Source organism: Streptomyces sp. CA2R106, from assembly GCF_037034245.1.
Lineage (GTDB): Bacteria > Actinomycetota > Actinomycetes > Streptomycetales > Streptomycetaceae > Actinacidiphila.
The window spans coordinates 23,066-47,723 of the sequence record NZ_JBAGKC010000029.1 but is presented as its reverse complement, the minus strand read 5'-3'; the positions used below and the strand labels follow the sequence as shown (position 1 = coordinate 47,723).

17 protein-coding genes and 1 pseudogene are annotated in these 24,658 nt (G+C 72.9%); 7 read left to right on the top strand and 11 right to left on the bottom strand.

The features are described 5' to 3' along the window. Positions 1 to 46: 46 nt before the first annotated feature. The 5 genes from WA788_RS29395 to WA788_RS29375 all read left to right on the top strand — a co-directional run bounded on the left by WA788_RS29395 (position 47) and on the right by WA788_RS29375 (position 5,478). Positions 47 to 580: an EF-hand domain-containing protein gene (locus WA788_RS29395; RefSeq protein ID WP_335982473.1), complete on the top strand. Its 534-nt coding sequence runs from the start codon at positions 47 to 49 to the stop codon at positions 578 to 580. Between the two features lie 122 nt (positions 581 to 702). Then, positions 703 to 2,661, top strand: a complete 1,959-nt coding sequence (locus tag WA788_RS29390; RefSeq protein WP_335982397.1) for an acyl-CoA dehydrogenase family protein — start codon at positions 703 to 705, stop codon at positions 2,659 to 2,661. Between the two features lie 179 nt (positions 2,662 to 2,840). Then, positions 2,841 to 4,202 carry a cytochrome P450 gene (locus WA788_RS29385; protein ID WP_335982396.1) on the top strand — a complete coding sequence of 454 codons (1,362 nt, stop codon included), beginning with the start codon at positions 2,841 to 2,843 and terminating at the stop codon, positions 4,200 to 4,202. 239 nt (positions 4,203 to 4,441) lie between these two features. Next, positions 4,442 to 5,236, top strand: a complete 795-nt coding sequence (locus WA788_RS29380) for a DUF4232 domain-containing protein (protein ID WP_335982395.1) — start codon at positions 4,442 to 4,444, stop codon at positions 5,234 to 5,236. Between the two features lie 119 nt (positions 5,237 to 5,355). Then, positions 5,356 to 5,478, top strand: a complete 123-nt coding sequence (locus tag WA788_RS29375) for a hypothetical protein (protein WP_335982393.1) — start codon at positions 5,356 to 5,358, stop codon at positions 5,476 to 5,478. Positions 5,479 to 5,496: 18 nt separating this feature from the next. Here WA788_RS29375 and WA788_RS29370 read toward each other — a convergent pair whose 3' ends face one another. The 9 genes and pseudogenes from WA788_RS29370 to WA788_RS29330 all read right to left on the bottom strand — a co-directional run bounded on the left by WA788_RS29370 (position 5,497) and on the right by WA788_RS29330 (position 16,408). Further along, a complete protein-coding gene (locus WA788_RS29370; RefSeq protein WP_335982471.1) occupies positions 5,497 to 6,297 on the bottom strand; it encodes a YncE family protein in 801 nt (266 codons plus the stop codon). Between the two features lie 309 nt (positions 6,298 to 6,606). Further along, positions 6,607 to 8,016: pseudogene (locus tag WA788_RS29365) on the bottom strand (alkaline phosphatase family protein); the annotation flags it as partial. Positions 8,017 to 8,181: 165 nt separating this feature from the next. Then, on the bottom strand, positions 8,182 to 8,664 hold the full coding sequence (locus WA788_RS29360) for a hypothetical protein (RefSeq protein WP_435127856.1): 483 nt from the start codon (positions 8,662 to 8,664) through the stop codon (positions 8,182 to 8,184). A 189-nt stretch (positions 8,665 to 8,853) separates the two neighbouring features. After that, positions 8,854 to 10,029 carry a glycoside hydrolase family 1 protein gene (locus WA788_RS29355; protein ID WP_335982392.1) on the bottom strand — a complete coding sequence of 392 codons (1,176 nt, stop codon included), beginning with the start codon at positions 10,027 to 10,029 and terminating at the stop codon, positions 8,854 to 8,856. Between the two features lie 39 nt (positions 10,030 to 10,068). Continuing rightward, a complete protein-coding gene (locus tag WA788_RS29350; RefSeq protein ID WP_335982391.1) occupies positions 10,069 to 10,983 on the bottom strand; it encodes an alpha/beta fold hydrolase in 915 nt (304 codons plus the stop codon). Next, positions 10,980 to 12,800, bottom strand: coding sequence for an ABC transporter ATP-binding protein (locus WA788_RS29345; RefSeq protein WP_335982389.1), 1,821 nt, complete (start codon positions 12,798 to 12,800; stop codon positions 10,980 to 10,982). The genes WA788_RS29350 and WA788_RS29345 overlap by 4 nt, the downstream gene beginning before the upstream one ends. Further along, positions 12,797 to 13,738, bottom strand: a complete 942-nt coding sequence (locus tag WA788_RS29340; protein WP_335982387.1) for an ABC transporter permease — start codon at positions 13,736 to 13,738, stop codon at positions 12,797 to 12,799. Before WA788_RS29340 ends, WA788_RS29345 begins: the two co-directional genes overlap by 4 nt. 5 nt (positions 13,739 to 13,743) lie before the next feature. Continuing rightward, positions 13,744 to 14,724 carry an ABC transporter permease gene (locus tag WA788_RS29335; RefSeq protein WP_335982385.1) on the bottom strand — a complete coding sequence of 327 codons (981 nt, stop codon included), beginning with the start codon at positions 14,722 to 14,724 and terminating at the stop codon, positions 13,744 to 13,746. Positions 14,725 to 14,755: 31 nt separating this feature from the next. Next, the gene (locus WA788_RS29330) at positions 14,756 to 16,408 is read right to left on the bottom strand and encodes an ABC transporter substrate-binding protein (RefSeq protein ID WP_335982382.1); all 1,653 of its coding nucleotides are present in this window, start codon (positions 16,406 to 16,408) and stop codon (positions 14,756 to 14,758) included. Between the two features lie 254 nt (positions 16,409 to 16,662). Between WA788_RS29330 and WA788_RS29325 the strand changes: the two genes are divergently transcribed. Continuing rightward, on the top strand, positions 16,663 to 17,811 hold the full coding sequence (locus tag WA788_RS29325; RefSeq protein WP_335982381.1) for a LacI family DNA-binding transcriptional regulator: 1,149 nt from the start codon (positions 16,663 to 16,665) through the stop codon (positions 17,809 to 17,811). Between the two features lie 72 nt (positions 17,812 to 17,883). Here the strand turns inward: WA788_RS29325 and WA788_RS29320 are convergent, their stop codons facing one another. Continuing rightward, positions 17,884 to 19,551: an alpha-amylase family glycosyl hydrolase gene (locus WA788_RS29320; RefSeq protein ID WP_335982379.1), complete on the bottom strand. Its 1,668-nt coding sequence runs from the start codon at positions 19,549 to 19,551 to the stop codon at positions 17,884 to 17,886. Positions 19,552 to 20,049: 498 nt separating this feature from the next. Here WA788_RS29320 and WA788_RS29315 point away from each other — a divergent pair, with 498 nt between their 5' ends. Beyond that, complete coding sequence (locus WA788_RS29315; protein ID WP_335982377.1) at positions 20,050 to 22,101, top strand: hypothetical protein; 2,052 nt, start codon at positions 20,050 to 20,052, stop codon at positions 22,099 to 22,101. A 74-nt stretch (positions 22,102 to 22,175) separates the two neighbouring features. Here the strand turns inward: WA788_RS29315 and WA788_RS29310 are convergent, their stop codons facing one another. Beyond that, positions 22,176 to 24,638 (bottom strand): SdrD B-like domain-containing protein, encoded by a 2,463-nt coding sequence (locus WA788_RS29310; protein WP_335982375.1) that lies wholly within the window; start codon positions 24,636 to 24,638, stop codon positions 22,176 to 22,178. Positions 24,639 to 24,658 lie beyond the last annotated feature (20 nt).

Genomic DNA, 24,658 nt, shown 5'->3' with positions numbered 1-24,658 from the left:
TTCCTGATGTGGCCGGGCGGTCATTCCGGGAGGGTGGAGGGGCATGATGGGGGCTTTGCTGGACCGTAAGTACGAGCGGCTTTTCGCGCTCTTGGACGTGAATGGCGACGGCGTCATCGCGGAGGACGACTTCGTGTTGATGGCCGGTCGTGTGCGCGCCGCGTTCGGCGAGGAGCGCAGCCTCGCCAAGGGCCGGCGGTATGCCGACGCGATGACGCACTACTGGCAGGCGCTGCGCGCTACCGCCGACACGGACGGCGACGGCGTGATCGACCGGGACGAGTTCCGCCGGGCCGTGCTGCACGTGAGCGCGGACTTCGACACCCTGATCGGCCCGCTCTACGAGGCGGGCTTCCACTTCGCCGACCGCGACGACGACGGGCTGGTCGGGCGGGACGAGTTCGCCGCGGTCATCGCCGCTGTCGGCGTGCCCGAGCGGCACGCGGCACAGACCTTCGACCTGCTGGCCGGCCCGGACGGCACGCTGACCCTGGAGCGGCTGATGGCCGCGGCCGCGCAGTACTACCGCGGCGACGGCTCGGCCGACGACGCCGGCGACCAGCTCTTCGGACCGCTGTGAACCCCTACCCCACGGTGACCCCGCCCGTGTGGATGCCGACGGCGCGGCTCGCGGACGGGCCGGGCCCACCGGGTGCGCCGGGCCGACCGGGCCCACCGTCCGGCGCGGGCGGGGCGGTCCCCGTGGACACCGTCCCGGTCGAGGCCGTCCCGGCGGGCGCGGTGCGGGCCGGACCGCTGACCGACGCTCTCTTCGACGGCGGCTTCGAGGCGGCGCACCGGCCGTGGACCGAGGTGCTGCGCCGAGAGGTATTCCGTTACCGCGACGGATTATCGCTTTCCGAGCGGGCGGAATCCGCCTATGAACGGCTGCGGGAGGTCAATGGCGCCATGGGTTCGGTCCCGGAATTCGTCGGTTCGACCACGCGATTGGTCGCGCTGCACGAATGGCTGGGCATGGTCGACGGCTCGCTCACCACACTCGCGACGATCCATTACAACCTCTTCCTGGGCAGCCTGCTCCGGCTGGACCCCGAAAATGCGGTCGACCCGGCGCCGTTCATCCGGCTCGACGACTACGGCGCGGTGCTGATCACGGAACTCGGCTACGGCAACAACGCGGCGGACCTGGAGACCACCGCGACCTACCGCCAGGAGACGGACGACTTCGTGCTGCACACCCCGACCGCGGGCGCGCAGAAGTTCATGCCCAACACCGGCCCCGCGGGCGGCCGCAAGAGCGGCCTGGTGGCGGCCAGGCTGATCGTCCGGGGCCAGAACTGCGGGGTGCACCTGTTCTTCGTACCGCTGCGCGACGCGCGGGGGCCGCTGCCCGGCATCCGCATACGCCCGCTGTCGGAGATCCCGGGGTCGTCGGTCGACCACGCCCTCACGTCGTTCGACCGGGTGGTGCTGGCGCGGTCGGCGCTGCTGGCGGGCGAGCACACGGAGTTGACCGCCGAGGGCGCCTTCCGCAGCGCCGTCGGCAGCCGGCGGCGCCGCTTCCTGCGGTCGATCCAGCGCGTCACCACCGGCAAGCTGTGCCTGAGCGGGGCGGCGGTGGGCGGCGCCCGGTCGGCCCTGGCCATCGCGGTGCGGTACGCCCACCACCGCCACACCTTCGCGCCGGTCGGCCGGACCGGGGTCCCGGTCTTCGCCTACCGCTGCCATCAGACGCGGCTGCTGGGCGCGGTGGCGCGGGCGTACGCGGCGACGTTCCTGCTGCGGGCGGCGGTGCGGGAGTGCGGCCGCCGGGACGACGGCGAGTTCGCGGAGGCCCGGACCGGCACCGGGGAACCGGGCGGTGGCACCGGGGCGGCCGACGCCGCCGAGGTGGACGTGCTCGTCGCCGCGGCGAAGGGCTGGACCACCTGGCAGGCCCGGGACATCGTGCTGGAGTGCCGTGAACGCTGCGGTGCGCAGGGGCTGTTGTCCGTCAACCGGATCGTCGACCTGATCACGCCCATCGAGAGCACCATCACCGCGGAAGGGGACAACCTCGTCATCTGGACCAAGGCCGCCGCGGACATGCTGACCGGGCGCGGCTACCGGCCGCCCGCCGAGACGGCCGTACCGGCCGAGCCCGCCGTACCGGCCGAGTCCGCCGTGCCTGCCGGGGCGGCCGATCGCGCCGGACCCGCGGCCGCGCCCACCGGCTCCCGCCGGCTGCTGGAGGTGCTGATACGCCACGAGCTGCGGTGCCTGCGGCGGGCCAGAGAGCGGCTCGGCCGCCCCAGCACCGGGCCGCTGGACCGCTGGAACCACGCGGTGAACCCGGGGCTCGAACTGGTCGACGCGTATGCGGCCCGGCGGGCGGCGGAAGCGTTCCTGGCGGCGGTCGACCAGGTCGGCGACACCGCCACGCGTACGGTGCTCGACCAGCTCTTCCAGCTGTTCGCGCTGCAACGCCTCGCGCCGCACGCGGGCCTGCTGCTGGCCGACGGCCACCTGTCCGCCGAGGACGTCCGCGAGCTCGGCCCGGCCGCCGACCGGATCAGCGCCTGGCTGGCGCCGCACGCGCTGACGCTCGTGGACGCCTTCGCCATTCCGGATGAGGTGCTCCAGGCGCCGATCGCGACGGAGGGGTTCGCCGCCGCCTACGACGACCCGGCCGGCCCCTGGCGGGAGGAGGACGCCGGCTGAAGCAGGCGGGGCCGGGCGAACGGGGGCCGGTGCAGTGCACGTCAGCCGGCGCCCGTGAGCCGGGGCACCTGGCCTGGGACGCGGGGCCGTGAAGCGCGGAGCCGGACCCGCGGCGCCGGACCCCCGGCGCCGTGAACCGCTGGTCGGAACTCGTGGGAGCCAGGAGGGGGAGGTCGGGCATGAGTGACCCGTTCGCGCGGGAGCCGTCGTGGGACCCGCGGCGCTTCCCGCCGGCGGCCAGGGCGCCGCGGGCCGTGCAGACGCTGCGGATGCTGCTCGACCCGCAGGGGTACGGACTGGCGCTGCGCGAGCGGTTGGGGCCGGTGTTCTCGCTGCGGGTCCACCCGTACCGGGCGGCGCTGGTGTGCTCGGCGGACATCGCGGCCAACCGGGCGGTGCTCACCGACCACGAGCGGTTCGCCGGCGGGGACGGCGCGGCGCTGCTGCGGCCGGCGGTCGGCGCGGGGTCGCTGATCTGCACACCGCCGCCCCGCCATCTGCCGCACCGCAAGCTGCTGCTGCCCCCTTTCCACGGTGATCGGGTCGTCCGCTGGGCGGCGCGGATGCGGGAGTTGGTGCGCGCCGGGCTGCCGGAGCTGCTGACCGGCGACGGCGTGGCGGTACGCCCCTGGGCGCAGCGGGTGGCCCTCGACGTCATCCTGCGGGTGGTGTTCGGCCTGACCGACCCCGGCCGGGTCGCGCTGTTCCGGCGGGCGCTGACCGCGTTCGCCGGGATGGACAACGTGGCGGTGCTGTTCCTGCCCAGGCCGTTGCAGCGCGACGCGGGCCGGTGGTCGCCGGGCGGCCGCTTCGCACGGCTGCGGGCGGCCGTCCAGGACCTGACGCGCACGGAGATCGCGGTGCGCCGGGCCGAGAGCCGCCGGCGCGGCGGCACCGCGCGGGAGGACGTGCTGTCGATGCTGCTCGAGGCCCGGGACGAGCAGGGCGCCGGGCTCGACGACGAGCAGGTGCTCGACGAGCTGACCGGCCTGGTGCTGGCCGGGTACGAGACCACCGCGACCACGATCGCCTGGACGCTGCACCTGCTCGCCCACCACCCCGCGGCGCGCAACGCGTTGATCGACGACCTCGACGCGGGCTCCGACCGCCTGCTGAAGGCGACGGTGAAGGAGTCGACCCGGCTGCGCCCCGCTGTCTACTACGCGATCCGCACCGCCGTCCGGGACACCCGGCTCGCGGGGTACCCGGTGCCTCGGCACGCGTTCGTCGCCGCGCTCTTCCCGCCGGTCCACCTCGACCGGCGGCTGTGGCCGCAGCCGCACCTGTTCCGGCCGGAGCGGCACTTGGCGGCGGACCCGGTGGCGTACTCGCTGACGCCGTTCGGGGGCGGGGTGCGCCGCTGCATCGGCGCACCGCTGGCGCAGTTGGAGGTGGAGACGGTGCTCCGGGAGGTGCTCGCCCGGGCCGTGCCCGCGCCGGCCGGCCCACCCGAGCCGGCCCGGCTGCTGTCGGTCACGCTCGTGCCCGCCCACGGAGCCCGGGTCCGCTTCCACCGCCGGCTGCGACCGGCGGTCCGGTAGGCGGCGACGGGCGGCGAGGGGTCGGCGAGGGAGCGGCGAGGGGGCGGCAGGGGCGGTGCCCGGCCGTCGGGCATCCCGTTCCGCCGTTCCAGGGGAAGCACGTTCGCGCTGGTCAGAGGGTGTTTCGACGTTCCATCGTCCCCAACCTGCCGCCAGGCGTGGCGGCTGGGACGGATCACGCCGCAGGCTCAGGTCGTCCAAGCGATCCACCGGCTCGAACCGCGAAAGAGGCCCACCCGATGTTCAGCATCCGCACCACCCGCACCCGTACCGCTCGTGCCGCCCGTACCCGTACCTCGGGTGTCCGGCTGGCCGGCGCCGCCGCGGCCGTCGTCGTCGCCGCGCTGTCGCTGACCGCCTGCTCGGACGACGGCACGGGCAGCCGGGCGGAGGGCGCCGCGAACGGCGTCTCCACCACGAAGACCGCGGACCCGGCGGTGACGCTCCCCGCGGACCAGGCGCGGACCCCGACCGCCCCCGCGGCCCAGGGAACCGACCCGGCCAAGGCCCCGGCCGCGGACGACACCAGCGGGAAGAGCACCGGCAGCGGGAACAGCGGGACCAGCGCCGGCAACGGGAACAGCGGGAACAGCAGCGGCACCGGCAAGGCGGTCACCTGCGAGGCGTCGAACACCAAGACGGTGGCCGCCCCGCTGACCCGCCCGGTGAACCACCTGCTCCTCACGGTCACCAACACCGGCACGCACACCTGCTACCTGTACGGCTACCCGGAGCTGGACTTCACCGGCGCCCAGGCGGTGCCGCCGGTCATCGACGACTCGCAGCCGCAGGCCGTGGTCACCCTCAACCCGGGCGAGTCCGGCTACGCCTCCGTCTCGCTGTCGGCCACCGACGGCAGCGGCAAGTACGGCTACACCGCGAAGACCCTGGACGTCCTCTTCCAGCCCCGCTCCCTCTCCGGCAGCGTCGGCGGCGCCGCCCACCCCGCGCTGCCGCCCAAGGGCGTCTACATCGACGACACCCTCACCACCACCTACTGGCAGCAGTCGATGGACGACGCCCTGAGCTGGTGACCGCGCGGGGTTCGCCCTCGGCAAGCAGCCGCGGACGACCCCCGGTCAACCCCCGCAGACCCCGCGGACTCCGCGGACCCCGTCCCCCCCCGCAGACCCGATCGGACAGGTGGCACCTCATGCGCAGCACCCGTAGGATCTCCCGTTTCGTGGCCGCGGTCGCCGGCGCGGTCTTCCACGTCGTCGTCCTGGGCGACGTGGGCGCCTCGGCCCTCGAGGCGGGCGTCCGCCGCCCGCACTGACCGAGGCACCCCTGTGGCTCAGGCGACGACGAGCCCCACCGGGCTCGTGGTCAGCCCCAGCGGCGTACTCCCCAGGAGCGCCAGGGACTTCGCGTCGATCGCGTCGATCGTCGCGGAGGCGTTGGTGGCGACCCAGACGGTGGAGCCGGTCGCGGTGACGGTGGTCGGGACGTGGGCGACGCCGACGGTGCCGACCACCCGGTTGCGGGCCGCGTCGAGCACGGAGACCGTGTCGTCCCTGGAGTTGGTGACGTAGAGCCGCGAGCCGTCGGGGCTGACGGCCACCTGCCAGGGGGTGCGGCCGACCCGGACAACGTCGAGCACCCGGTGGGTGCGGGTGTCGACCACCGAGAGGGTGTCGTGCCAGGTGTTGACGACGTAGACGCGGGTGCCGTCGGGGTGGACGGCGACGCCCTGGGCCTCGGCCTGGTCGGTGAGCAGGGCGCGCTGCCTGCCGGTGCCGGTGTCCACGACCGACAGGCCGTCGTAGCAGGAGACGTAGAGGGTGCGGCCGTCGGTGCCGGGGGCGACGGAGTGCGGGCTGTTGCCGGTCTGCCAGGTGGCGGTGACGGTGTCGGTGGCGGTGTCGAGGACCGACAGGGTGCGCGAGCCGCCGAACCCGCTGTCCGGGCCGGTGTTGGCGACGTAGAGGCTGCGGCCGTCGGGCGAGGTGGCCAGGCCGTGCGGGTAGGGGCCGACGCCGACGGTGCCGGTGACCAGGCCGGTGGTGGTGTCGTAGACGGAGACGGAGTTCTCGCCGGAGCTGCTGAAGTACAGCTTGGCGCCGCCGTCGGCGCTCGCCAGGCCGTACGGGCTCACGCCGGCCTTGACGCTGGCGACGAGTTGGCGGCTGGAGGCGTCGATCACCGCGAGGGTGAAGCTGACCACGCCGACGGTGTAGACGTGGGTGCCGGTGGTGGGGCCGACGGTGGGCACGGCCTCCTGGGTGCCGGGGAAGTCGGTGCCCTTGGTGCCGTGCGGGAAGTCCGAGCGGTGCGTGGTGGCGTTCTCGACGATGCGGCTGATGGCGTACGGGCGGGTGCGCGGGTGCGCGGACCCGGTGGCGGGCGCGGTGTCCGGCCCGTACGGCCCGCCGGACGCGGGCTGCTTCGCGGTGTCCTCGGCGGAGCGCTTCCCCTCCTGGTGCGGCGGGGTCTGGTCGGCGCCCGGCAAAGTGATCGGCGGCAGCGTGGCGACCTCGTTCTCGGCGGCCCAGAACTGCTTCTTGGTGTCGGGCAGCCGGGGGAAAGGGCGGGAGCCGGGCAGTCCGAGCGCGGAGGTCAAGTCGCCGAAGGTGGAGCGCCGCCAGGCGCTGATGTTGGTCTCGCGCACTCCGGTGATCCGCTCCAGGAAGCGCAGCACCGAGGTGTGGTCGAAGGGCTCGCCGGCGACGTAGCCGCCTTGCGTCCAGGGGGAGACGATCAGGCACGGCACGCGGACCCCGGCGCCGATGGGCAGCCCGCCGACGAACTCGTCCGGGGTGCCGGGCGGCGGCATCGGCGGGACCATGTGGTCGAACAGTCCGTCGTTCTCGTCGTAGTTGACGATGAAGACGGTCTTGCGCCACACGTCGGGGTTGGCCGCGACCGCGTCGAGCTGGCGGGCGAGGAAGTCGGCGCCGGCCGCCGGGGTGTAGTCGGGGTGCTCGCTCTGCTCGGAGGTCGGGATGATCCAGGAGACGGTCGGCAGGCGGTCGTTGACCGCGTCCCGCGCGAACTGGTCGGCCGGGCCGATGGTCAGGGCGTGCTCGTGGAGGGCGTCGCCGGGTCTCGCGTCCTGGTAGGCCTGGAACCACTCCAGCGGGTTGGTGCCGTAGTCGTCCTCCTGCTGGTAGACGTGCCAGGACACGCCGGCCGCGGTGAGGCGTTCGGGGTAGGTGGTCCAGCGGAAGGGGGCGGGGATGACATTGCTGATCACCGGGCCGCCGGCCAGGCCCGCGGGGTCGATGGTGCCGCTCCAGTGGTAGAGCCGGTTGGGCCAGGTCGGGCCGAGCAGCGAGCAGAAGTACGCGTCGCACAGCGTGAACGACTCGGCGAGCGCGAAGTGGAACGGGATGTCGTCGCGCTTGTAGTAGCCCATCGTGTAGGGGCCGTTGGCCTGGCCGTCGGCGGCGCGGTGGGCGGGCAGCCACTGGTCCATCCGGCCGCCGTTGACCGCCGCGTGCTGCACGGTCCAGGCGTGGCTGGTCGAGGGGATCGCCTGCGCACTGCTCGACCTGGTGTCGAGGTGGAAGGGCAGCAGGTAGCCGTCGGGGTTGACCGGGTCGGGCTGGTAGAAGACCGACCGCCCGGTGGACAGCGTCACCGCGTCCGGGTCGTCGAAGCCGCGGACACCGGGCATGGTGCCGAAGTAGTGGTCGAACGAGCGGTTCTCCAGCATGAGGACCACCACGTGCTCGATGGCGTCGAGCGAGCCCGGGTTCCCGGCCGGCTCGGCCATGGCGCGCCGCAGGTTCGGGGGCAGCAGCGTCATCGCCGCCGCCGCGCCGCCGGCGCCGAACGCGGACCTGAGCAGCCGTCTGCGCGAGAAGTCAGCCATGTTCCACACCTTCACCGTCGAAGATCGGGAACGGCCGTACGACACACCACCAGGCCGCCGAACGGCCGTGCACACAACGCGCTGTCGCCTCAATGGGCGGCCGCCTCGACGGGCGGCCGCCGGACCGGGGACGCCGGTATGTCCCCACGTCCCCACGTCGGTACGTCAGTAGACGGTGACGTCCCAGTGGTTGCCCTCGTCGCAGTAGAGGTTGCCGGACGCCGCCTGCCACTGCGGGTAGCCGTCACCGCGGTAGCCGATGTACGTGAAGCTGTTGTGCACGTAGGCGTCGATGCAGGTGTTGTGCGACAGGTCGACCTTGTAGCCGTTGTAGTGGCTGTAGGTGCCGGAGGCGTGCCCGACCTCGGTGCCGCCGGTGATGTTGAGGGCGCAGCCGCTGGCGTTCTTCAGGGTGACCATGGCGTCGACCGTGCCGGAGTTGATCTGGTCGAAGGAGGTGCAGGTGGAGTTGGAGCGGGTGGTGCAGTTGCCGCTCGAACTCCAGGTGATGCCCGCGGCGGACAGTTCGGCGGCCGCCGCGGCCTGGGTCATCTTGCTGCCGCTGGCCTGGGCGAGCGGCGCCGCGGCCAGGAGGGCGGCCGCCGCGACCAGCGTGGCGGCGGCGAGTCGGCGGGGGCGTACGGACACGGGCGCGGACGCGGGCACGGGGCCTCCTGGGGCGAGGGGGACGGGCGGGACGTACGGACCGGGCAGCTCTCAGGCTAGCCCGATCCGTGAACATGACAAGTACGTCGGGCCATCCGGCCGGTGTCCGGCCGCCACCCGGCCACCGTGCCGCCGCGCCGCCCGGCCGTTGTCCTGCCCGTCCGGTTGCCGCTACCGCGGCTCGACCCCGCCTGCCCGCGCCACGCCCCCCAGCCACGCCAGCGACGGCTTCGGGGTGCGGACGAAGGTCTGCCGGTCCACGGCGATCAGCCCGAAGGTCGGCCGGAAGCCGGACGCCCACTCGTAGTTGTCCAGCAGGCTCCAGTGCAGGTAGCCCTCCACCTGGACGCCGTCCGCGATGGCCGCGTGCAGCCCGGCGAGCGCGCCGCGGGTGTAGTCGATCCGGCGGGCGTCGTCGGCGGTGGCGATGCCGTTCTCGGTGACGAACACCGGGGTGCCGCCGGTCTTCTCCCACGCGCTGCGCACCCCGAGCTCCAGCGCCCGCGGGTAGAACTCCCACCCGGTCAGCGTGGTCTCCACGCCCTCGGGCACCTGGCGCGGGCCGTCGGGGCCGATGATCGTACGGGTGTAGGCCTGCACACCGACCCAGTCGTCGCCGCGCGCGGCCTCCAGGTACCAGTCGTCGCGGTGGTAGCCGTAGGCGTGCGCGATGTCCTCGCTGCCCGGCTCGGCCTGGAACGCCTGGGTGGCGACGGTCCACCCGGAGCGCACCCCGCCCACGCCGGACAGCACCTCGCGCGCCCGCTGGTGGCAGGCCAGCAGGGTGTCCGCGACCTGGAGGTCCGGCGCCGGCAGGCCGTACGCCACCAGGTTCGCCGGGTCCTCGCCGCCGGCGATCATCGCCGCGATGTTGGGCTCGTTGACGGTGCAGACCCACTTCACGTCGTCGCCCAGCACCGGCAGCGCCAGTTCGGTGAACCGCGCGAAGCGGTCCGCCGCCTTGGGGCTGCGCCACATGCCCTCCTGCGCGAACCAGCGCGGCACGGTGAAGTGCATCAGCGTCACCATCGGGGTGATGCCCAGCTCCAGCGCGGTGTCCACCATCCGCCGGTAGTGGTCGATCGAGGCGCGCGAGACCACGCCCTCCTCCGGCTCGATCCGGCTCCACTCGATGCTGAACCGGTACGTGTCCAGGCCCGCGTCACGCAGCAGCGCCATGTCCTCGCGGAACCGGTGGTAGCTGTCGCAGGCGTCCCCGGAGGGCTCCACGATGCTGGTGCCGGGCGCGTGCTCGCGCGGCCACCAGTCGTTGTTGATGTTGTTCCCCTCGATCTGGTGCGCGGCGGTCGCGGCGCCCCACAGGAAACGGTCCGGGAAGTGCAGCACGGAGAAAACCTCGTTCGTGTCGTGAAAGGTGACGACCGGTCAGCCGGTGTGCGACCAGAAGTCGGAGAGCAGGTCCGCGGTGGCGGCCGGGTTCTCCTGGTTGGGCAGATGGCCGGCGTCGGCGATGACCTCGTGGCGCGCGCCGAGGCGTTCGGCCATCGTGCGCTGCCACTCCTGCGGCCAGGCGTCGTCGTACGCGCCGTGGGCGACCAGGACGGGCAGTCCGGTGGCGGCCAGGTGAGGGGTGGAGTCGGCCGGGTCGGCGAGGACGCCGATGGCGCCCAGCAGGTGGTCCACGCTGGTGCGCAGCGACCGCTCGCGCAGGAACCGCTCGGTGGGGCTGAGCCGTTCCGGGGCGCGCCGGGCGGTCCTGGCCGCCTCGGGCCGGTCGAGGGTCCACAGGTCGGTCTGCTTGCCGGCCCCGCGCAGCCGCGCCTCTTCAACGGCCTTGCGGCCCGGCCAGCCGTGCGGGCCCGAGCAGAGCATGGCCAGGTCGGCGAAGACCGCCCGGCCGCCGCGGATCGCCGCCGCCCGGGCGACGGTGCCGCCGAAACTGTGGCCCAGCAGATGCGTGCGCTGATGCCCCGTCAACTCGGCGATGAGCGAGGCGACATGGAGGACGTCTCCGGAGAACGCGTCCAGCGTGTACGCCTCCTCACCGGCCGGCGCCGCCGAGTCGGCCTGCCCGCGCTGGCTGAACGCCCAGGCGTCGACGCCGCGTTCGGCGAGCAGCGGCAGCAGCGGGAGGAAGTCCTCCTTGGAGCCGGTGAACCCCGGCACCAGCAGCGCGGTGCCGCCGGCGGCGGGACCGGCGGGGCGCGCCCGCAGGGCGGTCAAAGTGCCGACGGGCGCGTCCAGTTCCAGCACCTCGACGGTGTCCGGCACCGGCAGGACGCTGAACGGGCGGCCCGGGCGGACCTGTCCGCCCGGCAGCGCGCTTCCCTGCCCGCTCATGCCGCGCCCTCCCCCGCGGCGCCGCCGCCGCTTCTCTCACCGCTGCCGGCGGCCGCCGCGAAGCGGCGCGCGGGCTGCGGGATGGAGTCCAGCAGCCGTGTCGTGTAGTCGTGTTCGGGGAAGCGCAGCACCTTGGCGGTCGGCCCCGACTCCACCACGCGCCCCTGGTGCAGCACCATGATCCTGTCGGTCACCACGCGCGCCGACAGCAGGTCGTGGGTGATGTACAGCAGCGAGACCCCGAAGTCGGCGCGCAGGTCCCGCAGCAGGGCCAGCACCCCGGCGCGCAGCGAGACGTCGAGCATCGAGACCGGTTCGTCGGCGATCAGCACCTGCGGGTCGCTCGCCAGCGCGCGGGCGATCACCACGCGCTGCCGCTGGCCGCCGGACAGTTCGTGCGGCAGCCGCGCGGCGAACTGCTCGACCGGCGTCAGCCCGACGATCTCCAGCAGTTCCAGCACCCGCTTCCTGGCCGCCGCGCCCTTGCGCCCGGTGAAGTTCACCACCGGCCGGGTGAGCGTGTACTCGACCGTGTGCAGCGGGTTGAGCGCGGCGTACGGGTCCTGGAAGACCATCTGGACGTCGGCGTGCAGGGTGTGCAGCTTCCGCCGCCGCAGCCGGTCGACCCGCAGGTCGCCGAAGGAGACGGTGCCGCTGGTCGGCTGCTCGACCCCGGTGATCAGCTTGGCCAGGGTGGACTTGCCCGAGCCGGACTGGCCGACCAGGGCCATCGACTCGCCCGGCTCCAGCCGGAAGGAGACGCCCTCCACCGCCGTCACGGGGGCGTCCCCGCGCCGCCGCCCCGGGTAGACCCGGCTGACGTCCGCCACGACGATCGCGTCCTGCGCGGCCGTACGCGTCCCCGTCCGCGTTCCCGTACGGCCGCCGGTACGACCGCCGTTACGGCCACCCGCGCCGGCCGCGGCGGCTGCCGTACCCGTATCCGTAGCTGCGCCCGCCGTACCCGTATCCGTACCCGCCGCCGTGTCCGTACCTGAATCCGCCGCGGGCAGCCCCGGCAGCTCCACCACCTCCGCGCGCGGGTCGGCGTAGTGCCCCAGCAGCGACCGCGTGTAGGGGTGCTGCGGCCGCTCGAAGACGTCCTTGGACGGCGCGTCCTCCACGATGACGCCGTCCTTCATCACCAGCACCCGCGCCGTGGACTCCAGCACCACGCCCAGGTCGTGGCTGATCAGGACCGCGGTGAAGCCCTCGCTCTCCTGGAGTTCGCGGATGGTGCGCATCACCGCGTGCTGGACCATCACGTCCAGCGCCGTGGTCGGCTCGTCGAAGACCATCAGCCGCGGCTCCAGGCACAGCGCGAGCGCGATCGACACGCGCTGCCGCATCCCGCCGGACAGCTCGCCCGGGTAGCGGTCGAGCACGGCGGCGGTCAGCTCGACCTTCTCCAGCAGCCCCACCGCCCGCGCCCGGCGGCGCGGCCGCGGCACATGGCCGTGCGCGGCGAAGATGTCACCGAAGTGGTGGCCGATGGTGCGCACCGGGTTCAGCGCGTTCATCCCGGACTGGAGCACCATGGCGAAGCCGCCGTGCCGCTGCAACCGCACCTGCTCGGTGTCGAGTTCGGCGATGTCGGTGCCGTCGAAGAGGATGCGGCCGGCGGAGATCCGCGCCGGGGGCTTGGCCAGCCGGGTCAGCGCGAAGCCCAGGGTGGACTTGCCCGACCCCGACTCGCCGACCAGGCCGACGAACTCGCCCTGCGCCAGCCGGAAGGACGCGTCCTTGACCGCGAGCGTCGGCTCGGCGCCGCGCGGCTCGTAGACGATGCTGAGGTTCCTGACGTCGAGCAGGCTCATCGCGTGCTCCCTTCCCGCAGCCGCGGGTTGCTCAGCCCGTCGACACCGAAGTTGACCAGGGTCATCGCGGTGGCCAGCAGCGCGACGCACAGACCGGGGGCGAACAGCAGCACCCACTGGCCGGTGAGGAGGGCGTTGGAGTTCTGCGCCCAGTAGAGCATCGAGCCCCAGCTGACCGTGAAGGGGTCGCCGAGCCCGAGGAAGGACAGCCCGGACTCCGACAGCACCGCGGCGGTCGCCGCGCCGAAGAAGGAGCCGGCGATCATCGAGGTCATGTTGGGGAGGATCTCCCGGAAGACCACGCGGGTCGCGCTCTCGCCGCTGAACAGCGCCGCGGTCACGAAGTCCCGGCTGCGCAGCGACTGGGTCTGCGCCCGCAGCACGCGCGCCCCCCACGCCCAGCCGGTGATCACGACCACCAGCACGACCATCTTCAGGCCGCCGTTCTGGAGGTAGGCGGCGATGATGATCATCAGCGGCAGGCCGGGGACCACCAGGAAGAGGTTGACGACGAAGTTGACCACGTCGCCGAGCCAGCCGCGCAGGTAGCCCCAGGACAGGCCGACGGCCACCGCCACCAGCGTGGCTAGACCGCCGGCGACGAAGCCGACCACGATCGACACCCGCGCCCCGTACAGCAGTTGGGACAGCACGTCCTCGCCGGCGCCGGTGGTGCCCAGCAGGTGTGCCGAGCTGCTGCCGGCGCCGGTGGCGAAGTCGTTCTCGTGCGGCGAGTACGGCGCCAGCACCGGCGCGAAGACCGCCACCAGGACGAAGAGCGCCAGGATCACCAGGCCCACCCGGGCCTTGCCGTTGCTCCACACGGTGCCGAAGGAGCGGCCGAAGACCTGGGCCGCGCGCATGGCGCCCGAACTCGACGGCGCCGCGGGCCCGGTCGGAAGCGCGGGGCCCGGCAGGTTCGTTGCAGGGGAGGTCATCTCGGTCACCGCCTGGTCCGGGGGTCCAGGACGCCGTAGAGGACGTCCACGATGAAGTTCGCGACCAGCACGCACACCGTGATCATCAGGAACAGCGCCTGCATCAGCGGGTAGTCGTGGTTGGTCACCGCGCTGTACAGCAGGTGGCCCACACCGGGGTAGTCGAAGACCTGCTCCACCAGCAGCGAGCCGCCGACCACCCCGCCCAGCGCCATGCCGAAGCCGGTGAGGTTGGGCAGCAGCGCGTTGCGTGCCGCGTACCGCAGGGCGACGGTGCGCCCGCGCAGGCCGTTGGCCTCGGCGAAGGTCACGTAGTCCTCGCCGATGGTGCCGATCATGGTGTTGCGCATGCCGAGAATCCAGCCGCCCAGCGAGGTCAGCAGGATCGTCAGCGCGGGCAGCACCGCGTGGTACAGCGAGTCCTGGACGAAGCCGAACGACAGGTTGGGCACCGCGTCCGCGGAGTACGCGCCCGAGGTCGGGAACCAGCCGAGCACGTATCCGGCGAAGAAGACCAGCAGCAGCGCGGTCCAGAAGTACGGGAAGGCCGCCAGGAACGCGCCGGACAGCGTCGGCAGCGAGTCCAGCCAGGTCCCGCGCCGCCAGGCCGCGGCCACGCCGATCAGCGAGCCGACGACGAACGCCAGCACCGTGACCAGGCCGACCAGCATCAGCGTCCAGGGCAGCGCCTGCGCCACCATGCTGGACACCGACTGCGGGAAGAAGGTGTACGACACCCCGAACCGCAGGTGGACCACCGTGTTGAGGTACTCCACGTACTGGTGCCACCAACTGCCGCTGGGCACGCCCAGTTGGGCCTCGATCGCGGCCCGGGTCGACGGCGACACCGGGCCGCTCTGCGAGAGCTTCGCCACCGCCGCGTCGGCCGGTGAGCCCGGCATCAGCCGGGGGAGCGCGTAGTTGAGCGTGACGGCGGCCCACAAGGTGAGCAGCAGCAGCCCGAACTTGCGCAGGATGTAGCGCATGAGGGGTTCTCCTCGTCCCTTCCGCGGTCGCCTACTTCGCCAACCGCAGATGCGTCATCACCAGCAGCGGGGTCGAACCCCAGGTCATCAACGACGCATACGGATTCTTCTGGCTGGGCCAGCCGGTGAACTTCTTGTCGCTGGACAGGCCCCACAGGCCGCCGTAGAAGAGCGAGATCTCGGGCAGCTGCCCGTACACCACGTTCTGCAACTGGTCGGCGAGGCGCTGTTGCGCGGCCGGGTCGGTGGTCGTGCGCAGCGTGTTGAGCAGCTTGTCGGTCGCCGCGTCGCCGTAGCGCTCGTAGTTGGACGCGGTGGAGGTGCCCACCGCCTTCTTGAACGCGGAGTTCAGCAGGTTGTTGTAGTCCTGGTAGAGCGAGCCCGAGCCGCCGACGGTGCCCAGCGCCAGGTCGAAGTCGCCGTTCTGGAGGTCCTGCTGGTACGCCGCGGGCTGCGGCTTGTCGAGCTTGACGGTGATGCCGACCGCGCGCAGCTGCTGGATGATCTCCTGGGCGCCCTGGAGCCAGTCCGACCAGCCGTCCGGCACCGTGAGGTCGACGCTCAGCGGCCTGCCGGACGCGTCCACCAGCTTGCCGCCGTGCTTGGTGTAGCCGGCCTTCGCGAACGCGGCGAGCGCGGCGGCGGTGTCCTGGGTCACCATGCCCTGGTCCGGGATGGCGGTGTTGAGCGACGCCTTCTCGTTCGGCAGCAGCAGCCCGGTCTGGCTGGCCGCCTGCACATAGCCCTGCTCCGCCTTGTCGGCGATCTGCTGGCGGTCCAGCGCGAGCGACAGCCCCTTGCGGAAGTCGATGTTCTTGAACGGCGCCTTGGTGAGGTTGGGCAGCAGCGAGACGATGCCGCCGGGCGGGAACCAGTAGCTGTTGTGCTGCTCGTCCGCCTTCACCCAGGTCTTGTCGACGTTCGGGAAGAAGGAGTACGCCCAGTCGAAGCCCTGGGTGGCGATCGCCAGGTCCGAGCTGGAGCCCGGCACGACGACCTTCTGCACCTCGACCTTGTCGGCCTGCCAGTAGCTCTTGTTCTTCGCCAGGGTGTACTGGTTGGGCGTGAAGCGCGCCAGCGTGTAGGGGCCGGTGACCACCGGGTTCGGATCGGTGTAGGTCACCGGGTCCTTGACCTTGCGCCAGATGTGCTCGGGCACGATGAGCGTCTGCTCGATCAGCTTCGCCGCGGGCACGTCGGAGTTCTTCAGGTGGAAGACCACGTCGTCGCCGTCGACCGACACCGAGCGGATGTGCTGCCAGACGCCGGCGGTGTCCAGCGCGGCATGGGTGCGCAGCAGCTGGAAGGTGTACGCGACGTCGGCCGCGGTGAACGCCTTGCCGTCCGACCAGCGCACGCCCTGCCGGATGTGGAAGTCGACGGTCCTGGCGTTCGGCAGGTCGTAGCCGGTGGCGAGGAACGGCGTCTCGGCGCCGTCGAGGTTGTTGACGACCCCGAGCGGCTCGTACATCCACGTCGTCAGGTTGCGCTTGTTCGGCGAGAACGGGTTGAAGTTCCGGAACAGCGCCGGTGAGCCGTTGTCCGCGCCGCCGACCAGCAAGGTGGTCGGGCCGACGTTCGAGGTGCCGGACTTCACCGAGACCGAGCAGCCGGTGGCGACGAGCATGGCGGCGACCCCGAACGCTGCGGCGGCTTTCAGCCGTCTCCCGCTGGCACGCGTCATGGTGGGGTGATCCTCTCCCTTGAGGCACCTCCGAGGAGGGAGGGCACAGGCCCCTGCCTGCGCTTTCCGCACTGTATGCGCATACATTTCGTTTCCGCAAGGTTCCTGTCCTGTGAACTGCGCACGGCCTCGGGCGGTTGCTCGCGGCCCTCCCGGGCGGACGGTGGCCGTCTTCCCGGGAGGTACCGTGTGTGCTGCGTGTATGCGCATACGGGGAGCAGGCGTGTTCGCGCGCACCGGAAGAGGAGCACCAAGTGGCCACTGCGCGGAAACCGGCGACCGGCACGACCGGGACGCCGACGGTCTACGACGTGGCCGAGCTGGCCGGTGTGTCGATCGCCACGGTCTCCCGGGTCTACCGCTCGCCCGACGCGGTCCGCGCGCCCACTCGGGAGAAGGTGCTCGCCGCCGCCCGCGACCTCGGCTACGTCCCCAGCGGCAGCGCCCGCGGCCTGGCCAGCCGGACCACCGGCATCCTCGGCCTGTGCATCCCCGACCACGCCGACCCCGAGACGGACACCCCGGGCGACGGTGACGAGGGCGCCGCGACCCTCTACGCCGACCACATCATCCGCGGCATGGAGCGCGCCGCCCGCAGCCGCGGCTACGCCCTGCTGGTCGCCGCCTCGCTGCGGGACGGCCCGTCGAGCCTGGTCGCCACGCTGGCCGGCCACGTCGACGGCTTCGCGATCATGTCCAGGACCGTGGCCGCGCGGGAGCTGGAGACGGTCTCCCGCCGGATGCCGGTGGTCATGCTGGCCGGGCCGCCGGAGCTGGACCACCTCGACAACGTCCAGGTCGACAACCGGGCCGGGCAGCGCGAGCTGACCCGCCATCTGGTCGAGGAACACGGCCTGCGCCGGCTGGAGTTCGTCGGCGGGCCCGCGGACTCGCCGGACGCCGAGGCCCGTTTCCTCGGGTACCGGGACGCGTGCCGGGACGCCGGGCTGCCGGTGCCGGAGGAGCCCGCGCTGCGCGGCGACCTGACGCGGACCGCGGGGCGGGACGCGGCGCGCGCGCTGATCGACGCTGCCGGGGGCGCCGTCGCGGGGCCGGACGCCGCTGCCGGGGGCGCCGAACGCGGGCTGCCTGACGCGCTGGTGCTCGCCAACGACCAGATGGCCGTAGGGGCGTTGGAGGAGTTCGCCGCCCACGGCATCCGCGTGCCCGAGGACATCGCGGTGACCGGCTTCGACGGCATTCCGCTCGGTGCGATGGCCCAGCCGCCGCTGACCACCGTCCGCCAGCCGAGTCGGCGGATCGGCGAGGAGGCGGTCGCGCTGCTGGTGGACCGGATCGGGGCGCCGCCGCGCGAGCCGCACGCCCTCATGCTCCCGGTCGCGCTGGTGCTGCGGGCGAGCTGCGGCTGCGCGGAGTCGGTGCCGGCGCCGCGCCGCGGTTGACGGGCGCCCCAAGTCCCCTTCGGTTGAGGGCCCGTCGGCCGGGACCCGGGGCGCCTGCGGCCGGGTACGCCGTCAGTCCGCCGTGGCGACGTCGGCGTCCTCGTACGCGGAGACCTGGGCGCCCGGGGCGAGTTCGTAGACCGCGTAGGAGAACCCGGCGGCCTGGATGCCGGACGCGGTCAGCTCGACGCCGTGCGCGGCGAGCACCCGCGGGGCCGGGCCGCTCGCGGGCCAGGGCGCGCCCGCCGGTTCGCGGCGCCCGTTGACCACCACCAGGTGGCTCTCGCCGCGCAGGTAGACGAACGGGTAGTCCCGGTGCAGCACCCGTACGGTGCCGCCGCTGCGGAGCGCGGGGGTCTGCTTGCGCAGCGCGATCAGCCGGTGGACGTGGTGCAGCAGGGAGCCCTCGTCGGCCCGCTCGGTGGCCACGTCGGGCCGGTCCGGCGCGGGGTCGACCGGCAGGTAGTACCGCTCGGCGCCGGCGGTGGAGAAACCGGCCCCCGCGGAGGCGTCCCACTGCATCGGGGTACGGGACCCCTGGCGCGCCTCGGCGTCGAGCTGGCTGCCCTCCTTGTCCGGCAGCCCGGGGACGTACCGCATGCCGATCTCGTCGCCGTAGTAGATGACCGGCAGCGTGGGCCAGGTGAGCAGGAAGGCGAAGGCGGGCGCGACCATGTCGCGGGTGCGCGGGCCGCAGGTCAGCCGGGAGAAGTCGTGGTTGGCGGTGGGCAGGGCGATGTGGCCGGCGCCGTCGATCGCCTTGTCCGCCTCCCGCCAGGCGTCGAGGAAGGTGCCCATCGAGCCGCCGCCGTCGGGGTCGAAGTAGCAGGGGCCGATGGCCGGCCACGAGCCCTGGCTGCCGGTGCCGTTGTCCCACAGGGAGCGCAGCGCGGTGCCGGTGAAGTGCAGGAAGAAGTCCGCGTGGAATCCGGCCGGCACCGACGTCTTGGGGTCGCCCCACTCCGACAGCAGGATGCGGCCGGGGTACTCCCGGTCGATCCAGTCGCGCATCTCGGCCCACAGCCGGCCGGTCTCGACCGACCCCGGGTCGTCCTTGACCAGCGAGGCGGCCATGTCGACGCGGAAGCCGGACACGCCCCGGTCGAACCAGTACGCCATGACCTCCCGCAGCGCGGCGCGGTTGGCCCGCGGGCCGGGCGCGTCCACCGGCTGCCGCCACGGCTCGGCCGGGTCCGGCCGGGCGTAGCCGAAGTTCAGGGCGGGCTGGATGGCGTAGAAGTTGGCGAGGTAGTAGCCGCCGCGCCCGGCGTGGTTGGGAATCCAGCCGCGCACCGGGGCGCCGACGCGGTCGGACCAGATGTACCGGTCGTCGTCGGGGTTTCGTATCGACTCCAGGAACCACGGGTGCTCGTGGGAGGTGTGCCCGGGCACCAGGTCGAACATGATCCGCATCCCGCGGGCGCGGGCGGCCTCGATCAGCGCGTCGGCGTCCTCGTTGCTGCCGTAGCGCGGCGCGATGGTCAGGTAGTCGCTGATGTCGTACCCGCCGTCCCCGAACGGCGAGGCGAAGCAGGGGCTCAGCCACAGCGTGTCCACGCCGAGCCAGGCCAGGTGGTCGAGGCGCTCGCGCACCCCGCGCAGGTCCCCGATGCCGTCGCCGTTGGAGTCGGCGAAGGCCGCCGGGTAGATCTGGTAGATCACGGCTTCGGAGAGCCATGCCGGCGGGCGCCGGTGGGCGCCGGCGCCCACCGTGCCGTGCGGTTGTCCGTCGAGAGCCACAGATGCCCTTTCCTCGAAGCGAGATGGTGATGGCGCTGTCACCATGTAAGCGCATACGCGCGGTGATCGGGGACACCGGCCGTATGACGTTCCCCCCAGGGCGCCGCGGCCCTTCCGGCCCGGCGGGGGCCGCGCCGGCGTCCGGCGGTGGTCCGCTGTTCACCAGGATTTCCCCTGCCGCCCCGTGCCCGCGGCAACCCGGCCCGCATAGGGTCTGCGGGCCGGCAGGAGATCATCAGGAGCAGCGGTGTGCGGTGGGGGCGCACGCCCGGGGGGACACGGCCGACGGTCGAGGGGACCGGGGCCGGATCTGACGGCACCCGCACGCAACGCACCACCGGCACTCGGGCAGCACCGGGAGCAGTCCGCCTCGTTGAGTGGTCGGCCGCCCGCGCCCGCGGGCCGGAGCGCGCACCGCCACCGCACCTGCTGCACGCCGGCACACACCGTATGCCGTAGGTCGATGCCGCACGGCATCGCATCTTTGGGGGGCTCCACGTGAAAGCTCGTACGCGCCGCGGTCTCGCGGCGCTCACCTCGGCCGCGTCGCTGGCCACCGGCCTGCTGTACGTGACCGCACAGCAGGCCGGGGCGATGACGGTCGCCGCCGGCACCGGCCAGATCTCGGTCGTCGACTCCTTCGGCGTGAACACCGCCGACGCCGACGCCAACGAGGCGTCGGAGGTGCCGAACCTGCCCGACACCGCTCGGCTCTCCGCCAACTGGGCCCCGGACGGCAGCCGTCTGGTGGCCGGCGGCCAGGACCCGACCCGGCTCACCAGCACCCGCCTGGTCGGGTCCCCCTCGCACGTCACCACCGAGTGGCCGCAGGGCGCCTCCGGCGCGCAGTACACCGACGCCGCCTTCTGGCTGGACGGCAGCGACATCGTCACCAGCACCGGCCAGGAACTCTTCTACGGCCCGTCCGACGCCTCCTACGGACAGCAGCCGCTGCTGACCGGCGACAACCAGCAGCCGGCCGGGACGTGCGACACCCACCCGAGCGCCAGCATCCTCGGCCCGCTCGCCTTCGAACGCGCCACCTGCGGTAAGACCGGCTCGGACATCTGGACGCTCGACCCGAGCACGAACGCCGTGCGGCGGATCGTCTCCGACGGCGCCGACCCCGCCTACTCCGCGGACGGCAGCCAGTTGGCCTTCACCCGGGTCGTCGACGGCTACCGCCAGATCTTCACCGCCGCCGCCGACGGCACCGGCGCCAAGCAGATCACCACCGACGCCGTCAACCACGTCGACCCCGCCTGGGACCCGGCCGGCGGGCGGATCGCCTATGGCGCCGCCACCTCCTCGTCCGCCTCGGCCGACGCCACGACCACCAGGATCGTCAACCTGGCCAACGGCATCAGCACCGTCTACAGCAACAGCGGCACCAAGCCGGCCTGGCAGCCGGTCCGCAACAACACCCTCGACCGGGTCTACGGCACCGGCGGCATCACCATCGACCAGGCCGCGTCCCGCTTCACCTTCGACACCACCGGCGCGACCCACGAGCCCGGCCTGATCACCGCGCACTCCGCGGTCCTGGTCGACAAGGCCAACGCCACCTACGCCACCCCCGCGATCTCGCTCGCCGCGGAGAAGCAGGGCCCGATCGTGCTGACCTCCAGCACCTCGCTGGACGCCACCGCCACCGCCGAACTCAAGCGCACCCTCCCCAAGGGCAGCACCGTCTACCTGGAGGGCAACACCTCGCAGTTGAGCGCCACGGTGCTCTCCCAGGTCACCGCGCTCGGCTACACCGCGCTGCGCATGGACGGCGCCGACCTGGCCTCCGTCTCGGCCCGTACGGCCGTCCAGATCACCAAGAAGCCCGACTGGGTCTTCGTCGCCGACGGCATGGACTACCACGACCCGGTCGCGGCCTCCACCGCCGCCGGCGCCCTCGGCTACCGCGGCCTCGGCGTGGTCCTGCTCACCAAGGGCACGACGATCCCCGCCGCCGTGAAGACCTACCTCAACTCCCTCGACCCGGACACGACCGGCCTGGTCTCGGTCGGCGCCAACGCCCGTACCGCGCTGGAGAACACCCCGCTCGCCGCACAGTGGCAGTTCTACGACGTCAGCGGCAGTTCCTACGAGCAGACCGCGGTCAACCTCGCCCAGTTCTGGTGGACCTCGCCCAACGTCGCGACCGTGGACGGCGGTTCCACCTGGTCCAACGCCGTCACCGGCAACGCGGTCACCGCCACCTACGGCCCGGCCCTCTGGTCGGCCGCCGACTCCCTGTCCCCGCTGACCGCCGGCTACCTCACCAAGGAGTCCGCGAGCATCCAGGAAGTCGTCGCCTTCGGCGGCAACGACTCCTACGCCCCCGCGGCCCGCACCTCCATCGGCAACGCCGTCGCCGTCAGCAGCGCCCAACTCACCACCGTCTGGTGGGCGGGCGGCGCCGCCCCTGCCGCCGCCTCTGCCAAGGCCGCGGCCAGGGCCCTGCCGACCCTCCGCGCTTCCACCACCACGGACCGCCTCACGCCCACCCTCCAGCCCCACGGCACGCACCGCTCCACCCCCACCGCCCGCACCCCCTGACGGGACCGGACACGACTGCGGGGGCGGTGCGCTTATGTGCGCACCGCCCCCGCGGCGGTCGAGGGGTTCAGGGATCAGTGGGTGATGCGGCGCTTGCGGCTCACATAGGCGAACACCGCGCCCGAGCCCACCAGGAGGGCGACGACCGCCAGGATCTCCGCGACACCGGACAGGCCGGTGTCCGCGAGGGTGCCCGAACCGGAGGCCTGCTGGGCCGGGTTGGAGGGCGCCGGGCCCGTGGTGGGCGCGGAGGTGGGAGCGGAGGACGTCGGCGGCGGTGAGGTCGGCGGCGGCGTCTTCGACGGGATGTAGACACCCGCGTCGATGGTGTGGTCGACGCCCCCGGCCTTCGCCGGCGCGGTCACCGGCGCGGTGCCGTCGCACAGCTTGCCGCTGGTGGGCGGGACCACGTTGGAGTCGTGGGCCCGGTCGGAGCCGGCCTTCGGGAGGGTGAAGCGCAGTTCGGCGGCCCCGGGAGTGCCCGGCACGTCGCTGGTGTCGGCGGTGCAGACGTCGAACTCCACGGTGTACTTGGCGCCCGGCGTCAACTGGTAGTCCGCGTCGGCCCCGCCGAAGTAGTACTCGCCGTCGGCGTCGGTCGTGGTCGTGGCGACCTGCTTGCCCTGGGCGTCGAGCAGGTTGATCGTCGCGCCCGGCAGCAGCACCTGGCCGGCGTCCTGGATGCCGTTGTGGTCGCCGTCGTACCAGACCACGTTGCCGATCTGGATCGGCGCGTTCGCCGTGGCGTACGCGATGTCGCCGAGGCCGCCCGCCTTGCCGAAGCCGTTCTCCTCCTGGCCGACGAACTGGTAGGCGTTGGCGCTGGTGTCGTTGCCCGGGCCGAGCCCCGTGGTCAGGTCGTAGTAGCCGGTGCCGGCCGTCTCGACGTGGGTCGCCGGGTCGAACTCGGTGCTGACGACGGACTGTTCGCGCGCGATGTGGGCGACGGCCCCGAGCGCGGTCTCCTGGTGCCCGCCGGCGAAGTAGTCACCGGGGAAGTACTCCACGACGCCGCTGTCCTCGTTGTCGTCGTTGGCGGCGGTGGCGTGGTTGGGGCAGTCGCCGGTGCCTTCCCAGGCGTACCCGCCGGAGCCGTCGGCGCACGCCATGTCGATGTCGCCGCCGGACATGCCGAACTCCGCCGTGTTGTTCAGCGGCCGCGGGTCCAGGCCCTTCGCGCTGAGCACGTCCATGAACCGGTCGCGGAAGCCCAGCACCATGGAGCCGTCGTTGGCGAAGGCCAGGCCGGACAGCTCCGGCTGCGGGTCGATGAAGGTGGTGCCCGACGCCGCCCGCTGGTCCCAGCTGGCCAGGTCGGTGTTCCACGGGTTCCAGTGGGTGGACGCGTCGGTCTGGACGCCGACGAAGACCTTCCCGCGCTCGGCGTCGAGCGGTTGCGTCAGCACCGTGGAGAACCGCTTGCCGTCGTAACGGGTGACGACCGCCTTCAGGTCGGAGCGCTGCTGGGTGCTCTCCGCGTCGCACACGCCGCCGACGTACAGCGTGTTGTCGCGGACGGCGAGGGCGAACGGCCGCCAGTCGCCGGCGCCGGCGCAGCCCGGGTCCGGGATCGGCACCGTCGCCTCGGGCGCGCCCGCGGTGCTGCCGGTCGCGTCGAAGCTCACCAGGGTGCGGGTCAGCAGGTTGACCGCGTAGAGCGTGGAGCCGTCCTCCGACAGGGCCAGCCCGCCGATGCTCTCCTTGCCCGGCGCCTGGGTGAACCCGGCGTCCTTGATCATGTTGCTGCTGTCGTGGGGCGTCACGGCGGCGCCGGGCACCTTCGCGAAGAGCTGCGCGCTGCCGCCGTCGACCGGCACGGTGTAGATCGCGTTGCCGCCGTCGGGCCCGTACGGGGCGTAGCGGCGGGCGAACGAGCTCTGGAAGAGCCGGCCGCGGTACCGGTCGTACGCCAGCCCGTAGGTGGTGCCGACCTCGGACTGCGTGTCCAGGGTGGTCGGGCAGGAGGAGTCGGTGGGGCAGGTGCCCCGCGCGGTGGTGCCGAAGGACACCAGCGCCTGGGTGTCGGTGCCGCCCGCGCCGTTCTGGACCGGCACGAAGTAGCGGGAGTCCGGCAGCGTGTAGTCGGCCGCGTCCCAGACTCCGGTGATGACCGAGGCGTCCTTGCCGCCGGTGAGGTCCACGAAGCTGGTGAAGCTGTCGAAGTGGTTCGCCGCGGTCGAGGCGGGCGCCGCCTGGAGGTAGTCGCTGTACGGTGACGGGACGCTGACGTCCACGCGGTAGCGGCCGCCGGTCAGCTTGGACGACGGCGCCACCACGACCTTCCCGGTCGCGTCCGTGGTCCCGGTGACATGGTGGCCGGAGGCGTCGGCCACGTCGACTTTCATGCCCCGCTGCGGTACGTCGGTGGTGGCGTTGATCACGCCGGTGCCGAGGAAGTCCCGCAGCACCTCGACGGTCAGTGTGCCGTCGGAGGTCGAGGCGCCGGCGGTGCCGGCGCCCGTCACGACTGCGCCGGTGGCGGTGCCCAGAAGCAGGAGGCCGGACAGCCCCACCCGCACCAGCCTGTGTAATGGCATGGCATTCCCTTTGGTCGTCC

Excerpts from the sequence above, each read along its gene's own strand:
- WA788_RS29395 (WP_335982473.1), top strand. The coding sequence starts at position 47 with ATGGGGGCTTTGCTGGACCGTAAGTACGAGCGGCTTTTCGCGCTCTTG.
- WA788_RS29385 (WP_335982396.1), top strand. The coding sequence starts at position 2,841 with ATGAGTGACCCGTTCGCGCGGGAGCCGTCGTGGGACCCGCGGCGCTTC.
- WA788_RS29380 (WP_335982395.1), top strand. The coding sequence starts at position 4,442 with ATGTTCAGCATCCGCACCACCCGCACCCGTACCGCTCGTGCCGCCCGT.
- WA788_RS29375 (WP_335982393.1), top strand. The coding sequence starts at position 5,356 with ATGCGCAGCACCCGTAGGATCTCCCGTTTCGTGGCCGCGGTCGCCGGC.
- WA788_RS29350 (WP_335982391.1), bottom strand. The coding sequence starts at position 10,983 with ATGAGCGGGCAGGGAAGCGCGCTGCCGGGCGGACAGGTCCGCCCGGGC.
- WA788_RS29345 (WP_335982389.1), bottom strand. The coding sequence starts at position 12,800 with ATGAGCCTGCTCGACGTCAGGAACCTCAGCATCGTCTACGAGCCGCGC.
- WA788_RS29340 (WP_335982387.1), bottom strand. The coding sequence starts at position 13,738 with ATGACCTCCCCTGCAACGAACCTGCCGGGCCCCGCGCTTCCGACCGGG.
- WA788_RS29335 (WP_335982385.1), bottom strand. The coding sequence starts at position 14,724 with ATGCGCTACATCCTGCGCAAGTTCGGGCTGCTGCTGCTCACCTTGTGG.
- WA788_RS29330 (WP_335982382.1), bottom strand. The coding sequence starts at position 16,408 with ATGACGCGTGCCAGCGGGAGACGGCTGAAAGCCGCCGCAGCGTTCGGG.
- WA788_RS29310 (WP_335982375.1), bottom strand. The coding sequence starts at position 24,638 with ATGCCATTACACAGGCTGGTGCGGGTGGGGCTGTCCGGCCTCCTGCTT.